17 protein-coding genes, 2 tRNA genes and 1 other RNA gene are annotated in these 21,860 nt (G+C 65.3%); 12 read left to right on the top strand and 8 right to left on the bottom strand.

The window, feature by feature from the left end; genetic code table 11:
* Window positions 1-6 precede the first annotated feature (6 nt).
* Entirely contained in the window at window positions 7-1,032 is a 1,026-nt protein-coding gene (locus tag BJ970_RS04300; RefSeq protein WP_184724011.1) for a YlbL family protein, read from the top strand.
* A 54-nt stretch (window positions 1,033-1,086) separates the two neighbouring features.
* Here the strand turns inward: BJ970_RS04300 and BJ970_RS04295 are convergent, their stop codons facing one another.
* Window positions 1,087-1,617, bottom strand: a complete 531-nt coding sequence (locus tag BJ970_RS04295) for a PPA1309 family protein (protein WP_184724008.1) — start codon at window positions 1,615-1,617, stop codon at window positions 1,087-1,089.
* 218 nt (window positions 1,618-1,835) lie between these two features.
* On the opposite strand from BJ970_RS04295, the gene BJ970_RS04290 reads away from it, so the two are divergent.
* From BJ970_RS04290 to BJ970_RS04280, 3 genes are all read left to right on the top strand, one after another.
* Window positions 1,836-4,712 carry a UPF0182 family protein gene (locus tag BJ970_RS04290; protein ID WP_246471177.1) on the top strand — a complete coding sequence of 959 codons (2,877 nt, stop codon included), beginning with the start codon at window positions 1,836-1,838 and terminating at the stop codon, window positions 4,710-4,712.
* Between the two features lie 152 nt (window positions 4,713-4,864).
* Window positions 4,865-4,941 (top strand) — tRNA-Met (locus BJ970_RS04285).
* Window positions 4,942-5,328: 387 nt separating this feature from the next.
* Window positions 5,329-5,402: transfer RNA gene (locus BJ970_RS04280), tRNA-Met, on the top strand.
* A gap of 67 nt (window positions 5,403-5,469) precedes the next feature.
* On the opposite strand, the gene BJ970_RS04275 is transcribed toward BJ970_RS04280, so the two are convergent.
* Window positions 5,470-5,700 carry a hypothetical protein gene (locus BJ970_RS04275; protein WP_184724005.1) on the bottom strand — a complete coding sequence of 77 codons (231 nt, stop codon included), beginning with the start codon at window positions 5,698-5,700 and terminating at the stop codon, window positions 5,470-5,472.
* Between the two features lie 344 nt (window positions 5,701-6,044).
* Here BJ970_RS04275 and BJ970_RS04270 point away from each other — a divergent pair, with 344 nt between their 5' ends.
* The 7 genes from BJ970_RS04270 (at window position 6,045) to ssrA (ending at window position 11,431) form a co-directional block, all read left to right on the top strand.
* A complete protein-coding gene (locus BJ970_RS04270) occupies window positions 6,045-6,542 on the top strand; it encodes a PadR family transcriptional regulator (RefSeq protein WP_184724002.1) in 498 nt (165 codons plus the stop codon).
* Between the two features lie 104 nt (window positions 6,543-6,646).
* Window positions 6,647-7,753 (top strand): peptide chain release factor 2, encoded by a 1,107-nt coding sequence (gene prfB, locus BJ970_RS04265; RefSeq protein ID WP_184723999.1) that lies wholly within the window; start codon window positions 6,647-6,649, stop codon window positions 7,751-7,753.
* 113 nt (window positions 7,754-7,866) lie between these two features.
* Window positions 7,867-8,556 carry a cell division ATP-binding protein FtsE gene (gene ftsE, locus BJ970_RS04260; RefSeq protein ID WP_184723996.1) on the top strand — a complete coding sequence of 230 codons (690 nt, stop codon included), beginning with the start codon at window positions 7,867-7,869 and terminating at the stop codon, window positions 8,554-8,556.
* 66 nt (window positions 8,557-8,622) lie between these two features.
* Window positions 8,623-9,525: a permease-like cell division protein FtsX gene (gene ftsX, locus BJ970_RS04255; RefSeq protein WP_184723993.1), complete on the top strand. Its 903-nt coding sequence runs from the start codon at window positions 8,623-8,625 to the stop codon at window positions 9,523-9,525.
* Window positions 9,526-9,603: 78 nt separating this feature from the next.
* Entirely contained in the window at window positions 9,604-10,080 is a 477-nt protein-coding gene (gene smpB, locus BJ970_RS04250; RefSeq protein ID WP_184723989.1) for an SsrA-binding protein SmpB, read from the top strand.
* Entirely contained in the window at window positions 10,080-10,979 is a 900-nt protein-coding gene (locus BJ970_RS04245; protein WP_184723986.1) for an amidohydrolase family protein, read from the top strand. The genes smpB and BJ970_RS04245 overlap by 1 nt, the downstream gene beginning before the upstream one ends.
* An 81-nt stretch (window positions 10,980-11,060) precedes the next feature.
* Window positions 11,061-11,431: a transfer-messenger RNA gene (gene ssrA / locus BJ970_RS04240) on the top strand.
* Between the two features lie 106 nt (window positions 11,432-11,537).
* Here the strand turns inward: ssrA and BJ970_RS04235 are convergent.
* Entirely contained in the window at window positions 11,538-12,149 is a 612-nt protein-coding gene (locus BJ970_RS04235; protein WP_184723983.1) for a recombinase family protein, read from the bottom strand.
* Window positions 12,150-12,462: 313 nt separating this feature from the next.
* On the opposite strand from BJ970_RS04235, the gene BJ970_RS04230 reads away from it, so the two are divergent.
* On the top strand, window positions 12,463-13,722 hold the full coding sequence (locus BJ970_RS04230; protein ID WP_184723980.1) for a hypothetical protein: 1,260 nt from the start codon (window positions 12,463-12,465) through the stop codon (window positions 13,720-13,722).
* Here BJ970_RS04230 and BJ970_RS04225 read toward each other — a convergent pair.
* The 5 genes from BJ970_RS04225 to BJ970_RS04205 form a co-directional block, all read right to left on the bottom strand.
* Window positions 13,680-14,621 (bottom strand): hypothetical protein, encoded by a 942-nt coding sequence (locus tag BJ970_RS04225; protein ID WP_184723979.1) that lies wholly within the window; start codon window positions 14,619-14,621, stop codon window positions 13,680-13,682. The two genes, BJ970_RS04230 and BJ970_RS04225, sit on opposite strands and share 43 nt — an antisense overlap.
* A 139-nt stretch (window positions 14,622-14,760) precedes the next feature.
* A complete protein-coding gene (locus tag BJ970_RS04220) occupies window positions 14,761-15,948 on the bottom strand; it encodes a Wadjet anti-phage system protein JetD domain-containing protein (protein WP_184723976.1) in 1,188 nt (395 codons plus the stop codon).
* Window positions 15,948-19,394, bottom strand: coding sequence for an ATP-binding protein (locus BJ970_RS39380; RefSeq protein WP_184723973.1), 3,447 nt, complete (start codon window positions 19,392-19,394; stop codon window positions 15,948-15,950). The genes BJ970_RS04220 and BJ970_RS39380 overlap by 1 nt, the downstream gene beginning before the upstream one ends.
* Complete coding sequence (locus BJ970_RS04210; RefSeq protein WP_184723971.1) at window positions 19,391-20,092, bottom strand: DUF4194 domain-containing protein; 702 nt, start codon at window positions 20,090-20,092, stop codon at window positions 19,391-19,393. The genes BJ970_RS39380 and BJ970_RS04210 overlap by 4 nt, the downstream gene beginning before the upstream one ends.
* Window positions 20,089-21,546, bottom strand: a complete 1,458-nt coding sequence (locus BJ970_RS04205) for a DUF3375 family protein (RefSeq protein ID WP_221467028.1) — start codon at window positions 21,544-21,546, stop codon at window positions 20,089-20,091. Before BJ970_RS04205 ends, BJ970_RS04210 begins: the two co-directional genes overlap by 4 nt.
* Between the last annotated feature and the right edge of the window lie 314 nt (window positions 21,547-21,860).

The raw sequence follows: 21,860 nt of genomic DNA, 5'->3' as shown, positions 1-21,860 counted from the left end.
CGCCTCGTGAATCGCCGTACGTGGACGCTGTTGACAAGTGTCGTGCTGGTAGTCGCGTTCGGCCTGCTCGGCGCGTTCGTCCGGGTGCCGTACGTGGCGTTGGGGCCGGGGCCGACATACGACACGCTCGGGCTCGACGGGAACGTCCCGGTCATCAGCATCGATGGTCAGCAGACCTTTCCGACCGGCGGACACCTGAACATGACGACGGTGTCGGTGACCGACCAGCTTTCCCTGTTCGGCGCGCTGGGGCTGTGGATCAGTGGTCGGTACGCGCTGGCGCCGCGCGAGCTGTACTTCCCGCCGGACAAGAGCGAGCAGCAGATCGAGCAGGAGAACACCAGGGCGTTCAACGACTCGCAGACCTCGGCCGAGACGGCGGCCCTGCGCTACCTCGGTTATCCGATGAAGGTGGTGGTCGGCGAGATCGTCAAGGGCAGCCCGGCCGACGGGGTCCTGGAACCCGGCGATCACCTGCTGACGGCCAACGGCAAGCCGGTGACGGACCCGCCCTCGCTGAAGGCGGCGCTGAACGGGACCAAGGCCGGTGACCGGGTGGAGATCCGGTTCCGGCACGCCGACCAGCCCGAACGGGCCGCGAGCGTGCAGCTGGCGGCGAACCCGGGCAGCGACCCGCAGGGCTTCCTGGGCGTCGGCGCGGTCGAGCGTCCGGACGTCAACTTCCACATCAAGATCAGCCTGGCCGACGTGGGCGGCCCGTCGGCGGGGCTGATGTTCACCCTGGCGATCATCGACAAACTGACGCCGGGCGAGCTCAACGGCGGCCGGTTCGTCGCGGGTACCGGGGAGATCAACCCGGACGGCGCGGTGGGGCCGATCGGCGGCATCCCGTTCAAAATGGTCAAGGCCCGCGAAGCGGGCGCGACGACCTTCCTGGTGCCGGCGGGCAACTGCGCCGAGGCAAAGGCGCAGGCCCCGGAGGGGTTGCAGCTGGCCAAGGTCGCCACCCTCGGCGACGCCACCAAGGCCCTCGACGACCTCCGCGACGGCCAGGTCCCGCCCAGCTGCTGACCGCACGGCGATTTCAGCGGGAGCCTGGTACCGCGGCCGCCAGCAGAACGGCCGCTACTCCGCGAAGGTGGCGTGCAGGGCGGTGAGCAGGTTCGGAGCCAGCGACGGATCTTGAACGATCTCGCCGCCAGTGTCGTCACCGGATGTGCGCAGCCGCATGACGCACGCCTCGCCGCCGTCCCGCAGCACCGCCGCGACCAGTCGTGCCTCACGGCGCTCCGGGTGCTCGGCGGCGGCCTGCCGCGCCGCCTCGGCCTCGCCGGGCAGCTCCGCTTCCGCCTCCGGCGGCAGTACCACGATTTCCTGCACGAGCGCACAACCGGAAACCTGGTCCGGCCACTCGATGCGGCTCAGCGCCTCGGCGAGGTCCTCGGCGGGCAGCGCCTCCTGCGCGATCGGCGTCAGCGGTGCGGCCGGGTCGAGCTGGTCGGCCAGCCCGGGTTCGGCGGCCAGCAGTCGGCTCGTGGGCACGAGGGCGAACACCTGGGCCGGTTGGTCCCAACCCGCCGCGTCGACGAACTCCTCGATCTCGCGGGCGGCCGACGGCAGCGCCGCGGTGAGTTCTTCGGGGGTCTCCGGTGACATGCCGCCATAGTCGCACCGCCGGTTCCGGCAACCGCCGTCGGCCACGGCGGCGACCTGCGAAAGATGTCCAATTAATCCAGTTCGCGACGCCGCTTCCAGGAACTTCCCGGGGGGGTCGTAGAGTTGAACATCACGAGGGCGGCCGTCTTCCGGTACCGCCCAAGGCCTGCTGATCGTCACCAGGAGCGTGCGTTGTGGCCATGCGGCCCCCGGTAGGAATGCCGAAACTGTCCCGGCGAAGCCGGATCCTGTTGATTCTGGGCGGCATCGTGCTGGTCGCCTTGATCGCCGGATCGCGACTGCTGGGCACCTACGTGGACTGGTTGTGGTTCGGTGAGGTCGGTTATCGGCAGGTCTTCACCACTCAGCTGCTGTCGCGGGCCGGGCTGGGGGTGGGCGCGGCGATCTTCCTCGGCGGCGTGCTGGCCCTGAATCTGTGGCTCGCCTTCCGCAACCGGCCGGTGTTCGTACCGGTCAGCGGCCCGGACGACCCGCTGGCCCGGTACCGCACCGTGGCCACCGAGCGCTCCCGCCTCTTCGGCCTAGGGGTGCCGATCGTGGTCGGCGTGATCGGCGGCCTCGCCGCGCAGTCCGACTGGCAGACCCTGCAGCTGTTCCTGCACAGCGTGCCGTTCGGGCAGGTCGATCCCGAGTTCGGCAACGACATCAGCTTCTACACCTTCGAGCTGCCGTTCTGGCGCTTGCTGCTGTCGTGGGGGTTCATCGCGGTCACCGTGTCCTTCATCGGTGCGTTGATCACGCACTACATCTTCGGCGGCATCCGGCTGGCCGGGCGCACCGGCCAGCTGTCCATGCCGGCCCGCGTCCAGCTGGCCGTGCTGGCCGGCCTGTTCGTGCTGTTCAAGGCGGTCGATTACTTCCTGGACCGCTACGACCTGCTGCTGTCGCAGCGCAACCCGCTGTTCACCGGCGCCAGCTACACCGACCTGAACGCGGTGCTGCCGGCGAAGCTGATCCTGATGTGCATCGCGGTGTTCTGCGCGATCGCGTTCTTCGCGGTGATCTTCTTGCGGAACCTGCAGATTCCGGCGCTGGCCACGGTCCTGCTGGTGCTCTCCAGCGTCGTGGTCGGGGCGGTGTGGCCGGCGCTGATGGAGCAGTTCTCGGTGCGCCCCAACGCGAACCAGCGGGAGGCGCAGTCCATCGAGCGCAACCTGGCGGCGACGAAGGCGGCGTTCCACATAGACGGTCCGAACGTCCAATTCATCGACTATCCGGGCCGGACCCAACTGCAGCCGAGCGACGTGGCCGCGGACAAGGGCACCATCCCGAACATCCGGCTGCTCGACCCGAATGTGCTGGCCCCGACGTTCACCCAGCTGACCCAGCAGTACAACTTCTACGGCTTCACCGGCAAGCTGGACGTCGACCGGTACCGCGAACCCAACGGCGAACTGCGGGATTACCTCGTCGCGCTGCGCGAGATCAACACCGACGGGCTCGCCGTCAACCAGCAGAACTGGATCAACCGGCACACCGTCTACACGCACGGCAATGGCTTCGTCGCCGCACCGGCCGATCAGGTCGACTCGACCTTCAAAGAGGGCGCCACCCAGGGCGGCTACCCGGTGTTCCAGATCAGCGACGTGGCGAACAAGGGCCAGGGCGCGATCCCGGTCAAACAGCCGCGGGTCTACTACGGCGAGCTGGTGGGTCGCAATGACTACGCGATCGTCGGCGGGAACCCGGGCGAACAGCCCCGCGAGTACGACACCGACCAGCAGCAGTACACCTACACCGGTCAGGGCGGCGTCCCGGTCGGCAACCTGTTCCAGCGGATGGTGTTCGCCGCCTACTACGGCGAGCGGAACTTCCTGTTCAGCGGCGCGATCGGCAGCGACTCCAAGATCATCTACGAGCGCAACCCGCGGGACCGGGTGCAGCAGGTCGCGCCGTGGCTCAAGCTCGACGGCGACCCCTACCCGGCGGTGGTCGACGGCAAGATCAAGTGGATCGTCGACGGCTACACCACGCTGAACAACTACCCGTACTCCGAGTTGACCGAGCTCGGCGAGGCCACCAACGACACCCTCACCGGCGTCGAGCGGCAGCCCAACCAGCAGATCAACTACATCCGCAACTCGGTGAAGGCCACCGTCGACGCCTACGACGGCAGCGTCGACCTTTACTCGGTCGACGACAAAGATCCGGTGCTCAAGGCGTGGGAAGGCGTCTTCCCCGGTGTGGTCAAGCCGCAGAGCGCGATCAGCCCGCAGCTGCGCGACCACTTCCGGTACCCAGAGGACATCTTCAAGGTGCAGCGCAAGCTGCTCACCGAGTACCACGTCGACAACCCGGGCGACTTCTTCTCCACCCAGACCTTCTGGGAGGTGCCGTCCGACCCGACCAATCGCGGCTCCGGCGGCGGCAGCGCGGGGCAGCAGCCCCCGTATTACGTGCTGGCCCAGATCGGCGACCAGGCGAAGCCGCACTTCCAGCTGACCAGCGCGCTCACCGCCCTACGGCGGCAGAACCTGGCGGCCTGGGTATCGGCGTCCTCCGACCCGGACAGCTACGGCAAGCTCAGCGTGCTGCGGTTGCCGACCAACACCCAGACCCCCGGCCCCAATCAGGTCCAAAACCAGATGGAGTCGACGCCGGAAGTCACCGAGAACCGGACCCTGTTCAACAACCCGAATGTGACCGCGATCTTCGGTAACCAGCTGACGCTGCCGGTCGCGGGCGGCTTGCTTTACGTCGAGCCGATCTACATCCAGCGCAACGAGTCGGACGCCTATCCGCAGCTGGCCCGCGTGCTGGTGTCGTTCGGCGGAAAAGTCGGCTTCTCCGAAACCCTGGCCGGGGCGCTGGAGGAGGTGTTCGGTTCCGGTGCGGGGCAAGCCACCAACCCGGGCCAGACCCCCCAGCCGCCGCCGACAACGGGCCAGCAGCCGCCGTCGCAGACGACGCCCGGCAGTCCCCAGCTCTCCCAAGCGGTGACCGACATCCGGGCGGCCCTGGAGCATGTCCGGAAGGCCCAGCAGTCGGGCAACTTCGCCGACCTCGGCACGGCCTACCAGCAGCTCGACGATGCGATCAAGCGATTCGAGCAGGCCCAGGGCGGCGGCGGCTGACGGAGCGGCACGACGACGGGGCGGGGATTGCGCAGCGGTCCTCGCCCCGCCGCTTTTCCGGCGTCCGTTAGGGTGCAAAATGCCGTGCGTCACTTCTCTGGCCAGGCGATTTGCACTAAGGTTCACTGGCCCGTAAAGTTAGCGGCACACGACGCGGGGTGGAGCAGCTCGGTAGCTCGCTGGGCTCATAACCCAGAGGTCGCAGGTTCGAATCCTGTCCCCGCTACCAACCGCGTGGAAAAGGGCTCCGGCTTTTGCCGGGGCCCTTTTCCCGTTTCCGTCATTTCTGCGTGCGGCCCGCAAGCTGCTGCGGTGCCGGTGCCGACTTCGTCGGCTCCCCGTGTTGCGGGCTGTTCCGGTCTGGACGCCCGACCGGCCCCAGTGGAACGGCCGTGCTCGGGTCTTGCCGTGAACTTGATGTAGGCCCACGCCTTTGGCGGGTTCCCCGCACGATGCGCCGTGGCGTCGGCGGCCTTCGGTCGGCCGCCGTTGCGTGGTTGCTCTGGCGGGTTGGGTTTTTGCTGGTGGGGTGGGGTGCATTCGAATTAGGGACCCCCGTGTTCCGGTCCTTTTCGCGGGGTGTAAAGTTCCTGGCACAACAGAAAAACGCACACGGCGCGGGGTGGAGCAGCTCGGTAGCTCGCTGGGCTCATAACCCAGAGGTCGCAGGTTCGAATCCTGTCCCCGCTACTAAAATCGGTAGGCCCGGCAAGAGCCGGGCCTACCGATTTCTTTTGTTTCCGGCGGTCTTCGGCGGCTACGAGAGGCCTTGGGCCCATTGGCGGGCGCAGGTCGGTGAACACACCCTTCCCTCGCCCCGCACCACGCGCGCCGGGCGCATCGCGCGTCCGCACACCATGCAGGCGTCGGTTTCGCCCTCGCGTTGCATGGGTACAAGCGACTTGGCCCGCCTGGCTTGCTCGGTGACTTTGTTGGTCATCTTCGTCTTGCTCTCGTTGACCTTGGTACGCAACCAACTGCGATGCACGCCCGCACCTCCTGAATCGGCCGCTCGTCGGCCGCCAACTGGTCGGCCAAGTGCAGAGTGCTCGTGACATGACGTAGTTGGGCGGATCCGAAACGTGATAACACCGCATCGCGCCGCGAAGAACCCCCATCCAGGCGAACCGAGGTAGTGCTCGTTGCAATGCGTGGGGGCGCCGGGCCGTCGGCGTGTGCGCCCCGTGTTCGGCGGCGCGGCCTCGCCAGTCATCCGGCGCGCGCGCCAATGGCGCAACCGTTCGTCCACTTGGACCAGTGCACTGCAACCACAGTGGACAGAACCTGGGACCACTGTGGACAGCGGCGCGATGGCATGGCACCGTGGCAGATGTGACCGAGCTGAATGCGACATCCGCTGCCCTGTTGGGACTACTGCACGAAGGTCCGAAGACCGGTGGTCAGCTGGTTGCGGCCGCCACCGAGCGCTTCGGAGGGTTCTTCAGCGTGACCCGCAGCCAGGTTTACCGCGAGCTGCCCGCGCTGACCGACGCCGGTCTGCTGCGCCTCGGCAAGCAGGGCCCGCGCTCCAGCCAGCAGTACGCGATCACGGCCGCCGGCAAGCGGGCTTTCAAGTCGTGGCTGAACACCGAACCGGGACCGGACAACGTCCGCAGCCCACTGATCCTCCGGCTGGTCTACTCCGGCTCCCTGACGCCCAAGCAGCGTTCCGGGCTGGTCGAGTCCGCTCGCTCGCAATACGCGGTCAAGATGGACGAGGCCAAGAATGCCGCCAAGGCCGCCACGGACCCGTACGAGAAGGCGGCCGCGGACTTCACCGTCTCCTACAACCGGGCGATCATCAAGCTGCTGGACTCGATTCCGGACTGAGTCACCGTGAGTGGTGCTGGTCATAACGACGGCCAGAACCGCCCACTGCCGGAAACGGGCCGTCCTCGTGGGCGGCCCGTGGCCGGTGAAGTACGCTGAGCACTGTGAATCCCGACGTCGCCGCCGCCCTCAAGGAACTGTCCAACACCCTCGAAGGCATCGAGAGCGTGATGGATCTGGATACTCTGCGTGCGAATATCGCGGAGCTCGAGACCGAGGCGGCCAAGCCCGACCTGTGGGACGACGTCGAGCACGCGCAGCGGGTCAGCAGCCAGCTCGTGCACCGGCAGTCCGAATTGCGCAAGATCACCGAGTTGCGGCAGCGCCTCGAGGACCTCGAAGTGCTTTACGAGCTCAGCGAGGACGAAGGTGACGCGGCCGGGCTGGCCGAGGCCGACGACGAGCGGGACCGCCTGAAGAACGACCTCGAAGCCCTCGAGGTGCGCACCCTGCTCTCCGGCGAGTACGACGAGCGCGAGGCGATGGTGACGATCCGCGCCGAGGCAGGCGGCGTCGACGCGGCCGACTTCGCCGAGATGCTGATGCGGATGTACCTGCGCTGGGCCGAGCGCCACTCCTACGCGGCGGAGGTCTACGACACCTCCTACGCCGAAGAAGCTGGCCTGAAGTCGGCGACGTTCCGGGTCAACGCCCCCTACGCCTACGGCACGCTTTCGGTCGAGCAGGGCACCCACCGGCTGGTCCGCATCTCGCCGTTCGACAACCAGGGGCGGCGGCAGACCTCGTTCGCCGGTGTCGAGGTGCTGCCGGTCGTGGAGGAGACCGACCACGTCGACATCCCGGAAAAGGACATCCGGGTCGACGTCTTCCGCTCCTCCGGCCCCGGCGGGCAGAGCGTGAACACCACGGACTCCGCCGTGCGCATCACGCACATCCCAACCGGCATCGTGGTTTCCTGCCAGAACGAGAAGTCGCAGTTGCAGAACAAGGCCGCCGCGATGCGCGTGCTGCAGTCCAAGCTGCTGGCCCGCAAGAAGGAGCAGGAGCGCGCCGAACTGGACGCCCTCAAGGACAGCGGGTCGAGCTGGGGCAACCAGATGCGTTCCTACGTGCTGCACCCGTACCAGATGGTCAAGGACCTGCGCACCGATTTCGAGGTGGGCAACCCCGACGCGGTGCTCGACGGCGACATCGACGGCTTCCTGGAGGCCGGCATCCGCTGGCGCCGCCAGCAGCAGAGCGTGGCCTGACCAATACCGCCCGCAGGGGGCTGACCGGTGGCGAAGCCGCAGGTGAGCGGTGGTGTGGCCGCCGGTCCGGGTGAGTGCTGTCCCCCTAAAGGTCGCAGGTAAACTCACGCCCCGTGATCCGCCTTGAGCACGTGTCCAAGACGTACAAAACGTCGACCAGGCCCGCTCTCGACGATGTCTCGGTGGGCATCGACAAGGGCGAGTTCGTGTTCCTGATCGGGCCCTCCGGGTCCGGCAAGTCGACGTTCATGCGACTGCTCCTGCGCGAGGACGTGCCCACCCGCGGACGGGTCTTCGTCGCCGACTGGAACGTCGCCAAACTGCCGCGACGCCGCGTCCCCAGGCTGCGCCAGCGCATCGGCTGTGTGTTCCAGGATTTCCGGCTGCTGAACAACAAGACCGTCGCGGAGAACGTCGCCTTCGCGCTGGAAGTGATCGGCAAGCCTCGCAACGACATCCGCCGCGTGGTGCCTCAGGTGCTGCAGTTGGTCGGTCTTGAAGGCAAGGCAGATCGGATGCCACACGAGCTCTCCGGTGGCGAGCAGCAGCGGGTGGCGATCGCCCGGGCCTTCGTCAACCGGCCGCTGGTGCTGCTCTGCGACGAACCCACCGGGAACCTCGACCCCGACACCAGCCAGGACATCATGCTGCTGCTGGAGCGGATCAACCGGACCGGCACCACGGTGATCATGGCCACCCACGACCACTCCATCGTCGACTCGATGCGGCGCCGTGTCGTCGAGCTCAGCCTCGGCCGGGTCATCCGCGACGATGCTCGCGGCGTCTACGGCGTCGGACGCTAACCCCCGCGAAAGCGGTCGACCCGCACCTGAGGACAACATCCCCGACCGGCAGGAAGCTGACACAAGATGCGCGCGAGCTTCGTATTCAGCGAGGTCGTCAACGGCCTTCGGCGCAACGTGACGATGACCATCGCGATGATCCTGACGACCGCCATTTCGGTGGGTCTGCTCGGTGGCGGTCTCCTCGTGGTCCGGCTGATCGACAAGATGCAGGAGATCTACCAGGATCGCGTCGAGGTCGTGGTGTTCCTGACCGACGACGTCAGCGCCAACGACAATGACTGCACCCAGCAGCCGTGCGCGAGCATCATGTCCGACCTCAAGCGCACCTCCGGCGTGGAGTCGGTGACCTTCGAGAACCGGCAGAAGGCGTTCGAGAACTTCAACAAGGTCTTCGCGTCGCAGCCCGAACTGCGCGACGTCGCCCGCGCCGAGGCGATGCCCGCCTCGCTGCGCGTCAAGCTGTCCGACCAGGCGCGCTTCCCGGCCCTGCAGCAGAAGTTCACCGGGCGGCCCGGCGTGGACAACGTCGTCGACCAGGCCGAATATCTGAACCGGCTGTTCGACGTGCTCAACGGAATCCGCAACGCGACGTTCTCCATCGCGCTGGTGCAGGCGCTCGCGGCGCTGCTGCTGATCTCCAACACCATCCAGCTCTCGGCGTTCACCCGGCGCACCGAGACCGGCATCATGCGGCTGGTCGGCGCCACCCGGTGGTACACCCAGCTGCCGTTCCTCCTGGAGGCGGTGGTCTCCGGTCTCATCGGCGCGTTCCTGGCCATCATCGGCCTGCTGATCTCCAAAGCCACCTTCATCGACCGGGTCATGGCACCGGTGTTCGGCACCGGCATCATCCCCAACGTCGAATGGGGCGACATCGCCCTGATCTCGCCGGTCCTGCTGCTCGTCGCGGCGGCCGTCTCGGCGGTCACCGGCTATGTCACACTCCGCCTCTACGTTCGCCTGTAGCGGGACTATCGGTACCTCGGTTTTCGTTGGAAACCGCGGTACCGAAACTCACGTGACAGGAAAGCTAGAGTTGTCCGCATGGTGAAGGAACGCGGCCGCAAGGTCATCGCGCAGAACCGCAAGGCGCGGCACGACTGGTCGGTGCTCGACACCTACGAGACCGGAATCGTGCTAACCGGCACCGAGGTCAAGAGCCTGCGGCAGGGCAAGGCGCAACTCGTCGACGGCTTCGCCACCGTCGACGACGGCGAGGTCTGGCTGCGCAACGTGCACATTCCCGAGTACACCGAGGGAACGTGGACCAACCACGAGCCGCGCCGGTCCCGCAAACTCCTGCTGCACAAGCACGAAATCCTCCGGCTGATCGGCAAGATCAAGGAGAGCGGGCTGAGCCTGATCCCGATGGCGCTGTACTTCAGCGACGGCAAGGCCAAGGTCGAACTCGCCCTTGCCCGCGGGAAGAAGGCCCACGACAAGCGCCAAGACCTGGCCAAGCGGGACGCGGACCGCGAGATGCAGCGGGCCATCGGCCGGGCGCGCAAGGGCATGCGTTAGTGGTTCCGCGCAGCGACGCGGACGTCCCGGCCTGGGTGGCCGAACTCGGGCTGCCCGGGCTGATCGACATCCACACGCACTTCCTGCCCGAGCGGGTCATGAACAAGGTCTGGGCGTTCTTCGACCAGGCGGCCACGCACTACGGCACTGAGTGGGCGATCTACTACCGGCACGCCGAGGAGACCCGGTTGCAGGTGCTCCGCGACCTCGGGGTGACGACCTTCGCCCCGCTTGTTTACGCGCACAAGCCGGACATGGCGGCCTGGCTGACCGACTGGGCGTTGGACTTCGCGGCCCGCACGCCCGACGCGGTGCCCACGGCGACGATCTTCCCCGAGCCGTCTGTCACGGGCTACCTGACCAAAGCGCTCGACGCCGGGGCGCGGTGCGTCAAGGCGCACGTCCAGGTCGGGGCCTTCGACCCGCGTGACGCGCTGTTGGACCCGGCATGGGGCCTGCTCGCCGAGGCGGGGGTGCCAACCGTGGTGCACTGCGGCGACGGCCCGCAGCGCGGCGAATACACCGGGCTCGACGTGTTCGAAGAAGTCCTGCGTCGCCATCCGCGGTTGATCGCGGTGTTGGCGCACGCGGGCATGCCGGACTACGGCACGGCGCTGGAGCTGGTGGACCGCTATCCGCGGGTGCACCTCGACACCACGATGGTCGGGGTCGCTTTCAGCGAGCAGTTCGCATCGCTGCCTGCCGACTGGCCGTCACGGCTGGCCGCGCACGCCGACCGAATCGTTCTTGGCAGTGACTTCCCGAACATCCCCTACCCCTACGCCGAGCAGCTCGCGGCCATCGCGAGCTGGGCCGAAACCGACCGCCGACTCGGTGCGGAATTCCTGCGCGGTGTGCTGCATGACACACCGTCCCGGCTGCTCGGCCTGGGAGCCTGATCGGTTCAGGGATATGGGAATGATCGTCGGGGAGCGAGGCGTTATCCTGATGTACACCGGTTCGAAAGCCGAACCGGACGAGGGGGTGAACGGTTTCGACTCCGTACGTTGATCCAAGGGAAGCGTGCCGGTGCAGGCGGGAGACCACCGTGAGCGTCGCCGCAATCGAATAAGCGCCGACAAGAGTCAGCGCGAGTTCGCCCTCGCCGCCTGAGCGAGGAGCGACTCTGTCGGACCGGGACTGCCTCCGACCCGGGATCCGGCATCAGCTAGGAGGCTCTTACCGCCAGGTCCGGTCGCGGGACCTGGTGGGACATCGAACAGCGACTGGGCTTGTCACACCGGCTAGTTCGCGAGACCGGTGAAGCCGAGTAGAGACACAGCGGACTGCGCACGGAGAAGTCTTGGTGAAGCGACGGAGGACCCGGGTTCGATTCCCGGCACCTCCACTGAAGATTCGATTTTTGCGCTCTGACCTGCGGGTTGTACGCAGAGCAACCCTCTCGCTCGTAATTCGAGCGAGAGTTTTTTTTGCTGGTCAGGGCGTGTTTTCGGGTTTTACTCCCGTAAGGTGTCGTGCTTGTTGGGGTTGGTGGTGCGGGCGTCGAGGACGGCTTGGACGCGGTCGAATAGGTCCTGCTCGATGATCGGCTCGTGTCGGCCGGGGAGTTCTTCGCCTCGGTAGGTGATGTAGCCGAGGTAGTAGCGGTCGCGCAGCATTCGGGCGAGCTTGCTGATCGACACCTGTTGGGGGTGTCCACGGGTGGGGCGGGTGTGTTGACGTTGGTGGTGAAGTTGTTCGGACAGTTGGGCGAGGGTGACATCGCCGGCGGCGGCCAGTCGTGACAGTTTGTACACGATCACATGATCAGCGTCGCCTGAGTCACGGATGCGACCGAGCATTCGCTGGAATGAGGAGCGCTTCGCGATCTCGGTGCCTGATCGTCCTGGCTCGACGTACTCGTCCGCGATCGTCAAACCGAGCTGTGCGGCCTTGCGGTGACACGCGGCGCGCTGTGCTGGGATCGAGATGCCTTCGGGGTCGTAGTCCCGTCCCACCTGCCGCTTTGATGACACCCGCAGATAGATCACTGCTCGACCTGCTGGGCGCGGTTCTCCGAGAGGCTTGTCGTAGATAGCAGGAGAAGCGGGTGTTGTTCCGTTGGTCATGGCGTCACGGTGCGCAGTGGCGAGATTGTGTGAGCGGCGCCTTTGCAAATCGAACCGTCGGTTCACATCATCGGGTGGAGGCGTGACGGGCAGAATCTCAGAGTCCAGCCGTGTGCCGACAACGTTCGTCCGTGACGTGGGGAAGCGTATGCGCAAGTGGGGCAAGCTCAACGACAAGCAGGTTGCCGTGTTACGGAGGATCGCTGACGGTGATGATCTCAGTAGCTCGGAAGCGGTCGCACTCCGTGTCTCGGCGCGAGCGCTCGCAGCCCGTGGCCTGGTGCGAGTGAGCCGAGGCGATGGTTGGCGCGCGATGATCACCGACGCCGGTCGCTATTACATCGAGCACGGCCATCATCCTGAACAGCCGGTGCAGGACGGTCACGTTGGTACACCCGGTAACCGCAGCGGCGAAGCCATCAAGAAGCGAGCGAGCCCTGATAACGAAGGAGCTGGCAGCAAGGGAACCAAGGGGCGTAGGCCGCCACCTCACGCCACCGCGGCCGTGGCCGCCAATCGGCGGAAGGCCGCCGAGGAATTGCTCGCGACATTGCAACGCGACGGGCAGGTGGTCATCGAGGACGCGAACCCTACCGAGCGGGATGACCTGCGCCGGGTGATCGACTTCGCGAAGCGCAATCACCTTGTACCGGCCGGCCAGCGGCTCGAGAAGAGCCAGTGGCGGACACGCGATATTCGCGTGCAGCTGGTCTCCGCTTCTCACGTCAACTCGAATTCAGCGCCGGGCGCGGCTCGTGTTGAGGTGCCGATCTCGGTAGAGGAATGGCATCCGCTGTTGGCGGTGCTCAGCCAACCCGGCAACGTTCTGGGCGTCTCGGAGAACAGCCTGCCACGTGCCATGCGGATCATGCATACGCTGCTGGTGGAGGCTGAAAAGCGGGGCTACGAAGTCGGCTGGTCGGACGACACCTCGCAAGGCGTCGAGATCCGCATCGACGGTTTCGCCCAGACTGTCACGGTCGAGGAAGAGCTCGTGAAGCAAGACATCCTGCCGGGCACTGCGGAACTCGAGAAAACCGAACTCTACGACTGGCAACGGATCAGGCCAGAGGTCAAAAAGGTGCCCTCGGGCAAGCTTGGCATGAGCGTTTCTGGGACCTGGCGGTTCGGGGCCCAGCAACGTTGGGCCGATCGCAAGCGATGGTCCCTCGAAGATCGGCTCGGTGACGTTCTGGCCGCGGTCGAGGACATTGCGCGGGAGAAGACGGCGCGCAAGCGCGCCGAAGAAGAGAAAGCAGCGGCTCGACAGCGGGCCTGGAAAGACGCAGTGGCGTCCGCGCGGGTCGCGTTCCGGCGCGACAACCGGGTCAAAGTATTGCTGGAGCAGCTCGACGGCTGGGAACAGGCGCAACGGATCCGCGCGTTTGCTCAGGCGGCACGTCACGCTGGTCAAGCCGACGCGAAGTGGCTCGTCGAGTGGGCGGAGGCCTACGCCGATGAGATTGATCCGCTCGCCGGGTCAGTAGAAGCGCCGGAGGACGTCGAGCCGAAGCCCGAAGACTTGCGGCCCTATCTCGGACGGTGGAGCCCGTACGGCCCTGATCGACGCTGATTCTCGCGGTTGGCCTGGCGCAGCACCTCGACCGGTATCCCCAGATCGCGTTCCAGTTCGCGGGCGGACTTTTCGTCGCCTGCGTTGCGTACGGCATCGACAGCGCGCTCGACGAGGGTTCCGAGCCGTTTCACCTCAGCGCGGAGTGCGTCGAGCTCGTCTTGACGCGCGATGGCTTTAGCTCCGCACCACTGGCGGATGAGGTCACGGAGTGGACGGCCGTGTTCTTCGTCTACCTCGGCGCAGATCTCGGCGCTGATGTGGCCCGAGCCGGACATGTATCCCCAGCGGTTCTTGTGCTCGTGCTCGCGCTCCTCCTTCGTGACCTCGGATATGTAGTGGTCGGAGTGCTTCTGTGCCAACAACCGAGCAACCTCATGCATTACTCGCCACGGCACGATCAGCGAGCCGTCGTCGTCGGTGAAGGCCACCGGGTCGCCGACCACTATCGTTCGGTCGATCCCAAGGTCTGCCACCAAAGCATCGACATCCCTGATCGCCAGCGCACCTTCGTCCCGACCCCACAATTGTTTTGCATAGTTGTAACCGGGCAAGAGGTCGAAGATCCAGCCTGCGGCGTCGTTCTCCGTTGTGTTGCGTGCCTCCGCTGATGCGTCCCGCACGGCGTTCCAGCGCTCTTCTCGTTCTTGCCACGCAGCGACGTCTTTCCAGCGGACCTTCAACCGGTTCGGCGGTACCCAGTCTTCGTGTCCCTCGTATGCATCCTCGACGAAACGCACGCGCACTCGCGCAGGGCGGGTGGAACCAAGGCGCAGGATATCGACGCAGGTCACGGGGTCGTGAGCGCCTTTGCGGTATGCCCACCGTTGGTCAGGCGCGATGGGCTCGCCGTTTGCCGCTTTCATCATCGGCTGGTCACCGTCATCTGTTCGAGTCATCCCCGTATCCCTCCCGATCGGCTCCTGGAGCGACCTTTGGGTGTTTCTAGTTGTCGGTTTCTCCGGGCCGATTCCCGAACCCGGCGTATCTGCTACCAGGCGGCGGACTCACCACATATCCCGTGGTCGTTGGTCGTTCTCATGTGTCCATGACGCGGCTTAGTTGGTCGCGAACGAACGGCGACGGAAGTCGTTCTTGCTCGAGGCGCACGTAGATGCCGTGTTCCGCAGCAAGCGCGGCCAGGGTCGCTGTTTCGACGTCGGTGAGGTTGGGATCCGGTTCATCGGCGCGTGTCTGGTCGGTGACGGCAAGAGCCCTGTGTTCTTCAAGCGTGGCCGGGTCCATGAGGACGGAAACGAGGTGTGGCAGACGGGCACGAGCACGCGACAGCAAGGTCAATCCGGCACGGTCGAGGTCGCCCCAGTACAGCTGACGTGCACTATCCAGCCATCCGATCTCGTCGAGGACGTTGAGGTTGTTGCCCAGCGAATGGACGACCACGGTTCGAGGCCGGTCAGGCACCAAGTAGGCGGACTCCTTGTTTTCGACGATCAAGACGATCTCGGGGCGCAGCGGCAGCGCGCCGATCTCCGGCAGCGGGGCACTTAGATGCCGCAGGCCGCCTATCAGCGCGCGATCGGCGGGGTCGGCCAGGATCACATCGACATATACGGGCAGCGCCTTCAGCCCGAGAGGGTCCAGATCGTCCTGTTCCAGCCCCTCATCTGGCTGGTCGCTGCTGGTGCTCGGCTGTTGGGCGATGTTGAGGCAGGCCAGCACGAGCCGGCGGTTTCGGGCAAGCCACTTGGTGTGCATACCTCGTACGGGCACCTGTCGAACCGTTAGTCCGGAACGTGGGTTCTCGGTGAACCACTTGGTGGCATCGAGCAGGATATCGAAGTCGGGATCGTCCAGGTCGACGATCTGCTGCAGGTAAGGGCGCAATCGCTCGTCGACGACACCGCCGGGCAGAGCGCGAAGCTGCGCCCACCTGGCGTTCGCCCGCAGCCAGTGCTCGGTGAGCTCCTGGTCGAGCTCGACGAGGTCGTCGACTGTAGGGAGGTCCAGATGGGTGAATACTTCCTGGGTGCCCACGACCGTACGGCGCATTACGCTGCGTAGCCGGGCGGTCGGGCGTGTCTCTGACCAGTTCCGCCAGAGCCGGACCCAGCGGCCGACAGCGTCGGACTCGCGTGCGATCGCTTGCGCCGATGGCGGTGCAAGGGGAAACGAGGATTGTGTATCGGCGCTGTGCAGCAGCCAGTCGCGCCAGTTCTTCCGGTACCGGGTACGTACTTGGTCGAGCACATGGTCGGGATTGTGCATCAGTTCTGCTCCTGCTCGAGGCGCATAGCCTCCTTCATCGTCATCGGGTAGATGCGTACTTGGGTCGGGTTGTCAGTATCGATGTTGATGTAGGCGACGGATTCCACGTAGTCCTCAAAAGCAGTCGCTTTCTCGCGTGGTGCGCCCACGATGAGCTGGAAGCCGAGGGCTTGCAGGGCGGACAGGGATCTGCCGGTGTAGTCGCTGTCTGCCTTGACGAACCCTTCGTCGAGGATGACCGACGCGTATCTGGGCGGGCCCTCATGCCCTTCGCCGAGGCGAAATCGCAGCGCGGCGCCGAGGATGAAAGCGATCAGTTCCTGTCCTTCGCCGCCACTCATGCCCGAGACGCCGTCATGGATGACCTTGACCCCGTCAGGGCGGGTCTCGATGGCTTGGAACTCGACGTGTTCGCGGGCGTCGAATACTCGCCGCCGCCAGGCGTCTCCGGCTCGCGACTGGTCGTCGAGTTTGGCCAGGTGCTTTCGTAGTTGGGTGAAGGACTTCTCTACCTGGTCAGCGTCTCGCTCGGTGTCCATCCCAATGGTGTTGCTGGTGTACCGGGTGATGACCTTGCGAAATTCGTTCAGGTCGCTGCTAGGGCGCTCGACCGGTTCGATGCTGAGCATGGCGTCGGTACGAAACCGCACGTGGCGCAGCACGTCGTTGATCGGGTCCAGCCCTCGCTTGATGGTCCGCGCATCATCCTGGATTTGGACGAGCACTCCCCGTAGTTGCCGGTTCATGTCTTCGTCGACTTTTACGAGCCAGGCACCCTTGGCTCGGGGGAGATCGTCGGTCACCAGTTGTTGGTAAATCGCCAGCAGGGCTGGTAGGGAATCGATCGTTCCATCAGTCTCGCGCGCAGTTCGTTCGTCCAGGTTCCGGTATGCGGCGATGCGGCTGACCACCGCAGTCTCGAGCTTCTCCCGGTCTTGTTTGTGCCGTTCGATCTGCTCACTCAGGTTGCTGATCGCGGTTGTCAAGCTTGCGGCGATTCCGGCGGTGCCAGTCGGCGCGGTGAACGGGGTGGCGGCGAGCGCGGCATGCTCCTCGTCGGTCAACGGTGGTGCGGCTTCGACACGGTCCTTCGCCGCGTCCATGACGGAGGCGAGGTCGTCGCGTTCTTTGTCGTGCCTGGCCTGCTCCTCCTTCAGTCGATGTAGGTTGCTACAGGCGGTGACAGCCTTCTCGCGATGCACTTCGAGCAGCTCCATGAGGTGCGCTACCTCAGGAGAGTTCGCTTGCATGAGTTGGGTTTCGAGCTCGGTTATCCGCTCTTGCATGGCCGAGGCGTCGATTCGGTCCCAGGTCAGCTCGGTCCGCAAGATTTCTAGCTCAGTTAGCCGGGCACGAACCGAGTCACGTACCTGGCCGGCCTCTTTCGACACGGTGTCGGAGACCTGGAGTTCCCGTTGAATCGACTCGAGTTCATCGTCGAGTTCCTGCAACAGTCGACGGGTGTCCCACCCGATCCATGGGTAACGCAGGCGACGATCGTCCTTGGTGAATCGGTTCCGGGAGCCGGTGCGCATGCCGGCCGGGGTGATCGCCCCCCGCGCCCATGCGGGGCGGGTGCCGTCCAGCTCGGAGTCGGTCTCCACACAGAGAAAGTTCGCGGTCTCGTTCAACTCGGTTGCGAGCCATCCTTGGAATGGGTGGTCGGCGATGTCGAGCAGTGCCGGGACCCCACCAGCCATCGGGGCCGGTGTTGCCACGTCGGAGACTGCGTGGGTGATGGTGATCGACCCTCGCATGTCGTGGTCGTGCACGTACCTTCGCACCCGTGCGAAGTCGCGGGTGTCGACCAGGAGGGTGCTCGATAAAGGCAGCAGCAGGCCGATGACGGCTTTTTCCCATCGACGATGGTCGTGCTTGACTTGGAGCAGCTCCCCGGCATATCGCAACCGGTCGGTATCGATACTGAGCGCGGACACGATCTGGTTGCGACGTTCGTCAGCATCCTTCGGGATGAGGCTACGCCGTGCCCGTAACTCGTTGATTTCGCCCTGCTTCGCTTGGGCTTCGTCTCGTAGCCGCCAGACTCGTCCCTCTGCTTTGCCAGCCGATTCGGAGGCTTCTTGCAGCGTCTTCGCTTCCTGCACGGCGAGGTCATCGAGGCAGGTGTGGGTGAGCGTCACATCTCCCGGCGAGGTAGGCAGCGGTAACTCGAACGTGGAGAGCCGACGCTCGAACTGACGCCGGTCGATCTCGACGTGCGCCAGGTTTTTCTTCGCCTGCTGGAGAAGGATCCCGAGGGCTTCAGAACGGTCGCCCCCGGCCGCGGTGAGCTGTGCGAGAGTGTCCTTCTCGCGCTTGTCCGCCTCTTCGGCTGCTTCGGCTGCGAGTGCGTGGTTTTCGTCGACCTCAGCTCTGGATAGACGATTGTTTTCGATGGCGGCCTCGGCCCATTCGATGACCTTCTGCGCATGCCACACTTGAATCCGAGGTGGATTGTCTCCGTCACGGATCAGAAGCTTGTGCTTGGCTATGTAGTCCGCGCCGGCAGCGCGGTACTTTTCGGCGATCCCGGGAAGAGGAGCGAGGGTTTCGGTGCGACGGCGGGCGGTTTCGAATTCCTCGTAGAGCCGGGACGCCTCGCGATACGCCTCAAGCGCGACATCCCAACGGGTCAAGGCGAGTGGTTCGGTGAGCACGAACTCCTTGAACAGGGCATTGATGGAGAAGATGCCTTTGGATGCCTGGGCACGACGCAGCAGCTGCATTGCCAAGCGCTGCGACTCGTCGGTGGCGCCCATTCCCATGATGGTGCGCATCTTCGCGTGCACCCGCGCCTGCGACGTGTCGACCACGTCTCCGCGACTCAGGTCAACGAGACGCTCCAGCGACGTCTTCGACAGTGGCGAGGCGCCCTGGCGGACGGCGGTGATGCCGTTGAGCTGTGCCAGGTCGAAGGCGTCGTTGACAAATCCGTACACAGTGGCGCCGTTGATCGCGTCTGGCCCGTCTGCATCCGAGCCGACCCACGCCAGCCGGAATGCGGTAGCGCTTCGCCCGTCATCGGTCTTCCACGTGATAGCCGCACCGCTGGGAAACCCAGAACCGCCCGGAGGTCGCAGGTAATTCGTCGTCGCAGAGCGCCGGTTCTCGTCCTGCCGTTGATCGGTGTGACCACGTGCATACGAATAGACGGTCCGTTCGCGCTTCTTGCCGCGATCGTCGCGAGCAGCCTGGTTGAACTCCTGTGGATTGGGCAGGATCACCGAGGCCATAGCGTCCAGCAGGGTCGACTTGCCGCGCCCAGACGGTCCGACGATTGCGGTGCCCGATCGCGCCACGGTCATGGTCTGCAAGCCTGAATAAGCACCCCAGTTAAGGATCTGCACCTGGCTAATGCGGAACTGTGCCGCACCGTGCTCGTCGGTCACGGCAAGAGGGAGGACGTTCTGCTCGGCCTGCCTCGCGGTCGTCTCAGGCGTAGTCACGTGAGGTCCTCGTCGGTCTTGACTTCGTCAGAGCCATCGGTTGCGCCCTCTGCTTTAGCCGCCTGAACGAAGTGCCGCTCCATGCGCATCATCTCGTCAGCGCCGATCAGTGGCACTACGGCAGGCGAAACGGTGAACAGGTAGTCCGCATCCGGGTCCGGCGTCAGCAGCTTCAGCTCGACCACAGCGCGGATGGCCTTGTCCACGCGACTTTCGAACCGGGCCTCGTCGCCGTCGCCGTCCTCCCGGAACGGGCGCAGGAACTCGCCGACCTGAGCGCGGGTAATCACGACCGGTTCGTCGGCTGCGTCCGTGTAAGTGTGTTCCTTGCGCAGGTGAATCAGCAGTAAGGAAGCATCACGGTGCAGCGGTTTGTCGCGGCGCAGAAGTCGAGGTGAGTCTTCCGCCGGGTCCTGCCGTTTGAAGGCGACTTCATAGTCCTTGTCGACGACGAGGAGTAGATACATGTCAGCGAGACGCTCACGGATCTCGTTCTCGTATGCCAGCAACGCGTCCCACGCGGATCGGTTGCGAGAACGGGTGATGAATCGGTTGGTCAGCAGTGTCGTCAACGCTCGCCGCGTCGCAGTCGGCAGCTGCGACCCGCTGGGAAAGTTCGCTGCGCCTTCGAGGCCATGCTCGTCCAAGTCGTCGCTGGATGTCGAGTCGTCGTCGACGGCGTCGGTGCGCTCGTTCACGGCATCTCCTTCACAGGGATAGGGGAGTCGAAGACGAGATGAGGCAGGGTCGCCTCGAGGGCGACGGCTCGGTCTCCGGACAGCCGCACCGTCTTGACGAGGCCGATATCGACCTGCCCGTGCATGACGGCAAGGTCGAGCAGGCTCACCAGGGTGCCCAGGCGCTGGAACTCAGACGCAGTCGCTTCGAACACCTCGGCGCCGGTCACCGCCGGCCGACTGGTGAGCAGCTTGTTGATGGTCCGTCCGATGGCACGCGGGCTCGTGCCCGCAGCCAACCGTAGGGCGGCCCGGTCCTCGGCGGGCAGCGTCGTGCGTTGCTCGCCGACCTCAACGACGACCTCCTGAGGGCCGTGGTCTCGCCATAGTTGGGTCTGGGAGATGTCGACGATCGCGAGAGGGCCCACGCCGAGCACGTCCTGCGGTACATACCGTTGTCCCGGCTTGACTTGTACCCAGGTTCCGCCTGCGTGAAGAGCGCGGTCGGCGAGATTGAGCAGCCGCTGGTGGCGGCCGTGGGCGGCACGTGTGAGTAGACGGCGCAGCGATGCGGACCAGCGTACGTAGCTGTTCTGCACGTCAAGTTCTGCGGCAAGGAGCGTCGAGAGCATGCTGTCGAGTTCGTCACGCTGTGCAGCAGTCATGTGCTCACGCGCGAAGTCCTGCGCGAGGATCTGGTCGATGTCGGAGCGGAGCTGGTCGGTCTGCCTGGACGACAGCAGCTGGGAGAACCCGAGGTACGCCGTGCCCTGGCTCGTCTTCGACAGCAGATCGTTCTCGCGGAGGTAGTCCTCTACAAGATCTGCTTTAGGCGGCCCCTGGGCCATGGCCCGTCGCGAGACTTCCTGGTGGCGGTCCTCAACCATGGTGCGCAGCTGGCGGAAGTCGGCCGGAAGCGATCTGGTCATGGCGAGTATCTCGCGCAGCTGCTGCTTCATCTCCTCCAGGGTCGCCAGCCGCACTCGTCCGGAAGCGATGTCTTCGCGTCTCTTGCGCAACTCGACGATCTGTTGGTCGATACGTCGCACTTGGACAACCCGGTCGGGGTCGGTCATATCGGCCAGGAGCCGTACTGCGTGCGAGATGGAGCCGAGGCGCGCGCCGCTGACAGTGGTCTCGCCTTCGACAAGCTCACGGACGAACCGAAGCGCCCGCAGGGAGTAGGGCGACAGCCGGTACCTCAGGCGCCCGTTGAGCGTCTCGGTCTCCAGCCAACGCTTCTCGACCCAGTCACGGCAGTGGTCGGCCGGTGCGACGTTGCTTTGCCACTCTGGGACTTGTGCCCGCGCCTCGAGAACGCGTTCGTGGAACCACTCGGCGGAAACCGACCCGTCGACCTGCTCGAGATGCTCAGCGAACAGCGGGAGCACCCAGTCTCTTGAGTATGCCTTAAGCAGTGTCAGAGTTGGGTTTGACTCCAGCGCTGCCCGAATTCGCTCGCCTGTGATCTCCATGACCGCCAACCCGCCGCGCTTGATGCCAACGTTGTTAAGCCTGCCGGAGCCCACCGACAACACGCTTGTCGGAGACTAGGCCGATCGGGCGGTCCTGTTGGATTTTCTTGGATCTTTGCCGGGCGCTCCACGTGGGGTGTCCTTCAGGAGCTTTTCAAGCGGATTGGGGCGGTGGAGGCGCTTGTTCCATCACCGCCATAGCCGTTGTTGGTCGGCGCTGGGGCTGGCGGCAGACATGTCAGCCGCATCGGGCCAACCGGCCGGACCGCATTGGGATCGACCGTCAAGGTAGAGAATTCGGGCGACACACCTGT

This window comes from Saccharopolyspora phatthalungensis, assembly GCF_014203395.1.
GTDB classification, from domain to species: domain Bacteria; phylum Actinomycetota; class Actinomycetes; order Mycobacteriales; family Pseudonocardiaceae; genus Saccharopolyspora; species Saccharopolyspora phatthalungensis.
This window is presented reverse-complemented; position numbering and strand designations above follow the sequence as displayed.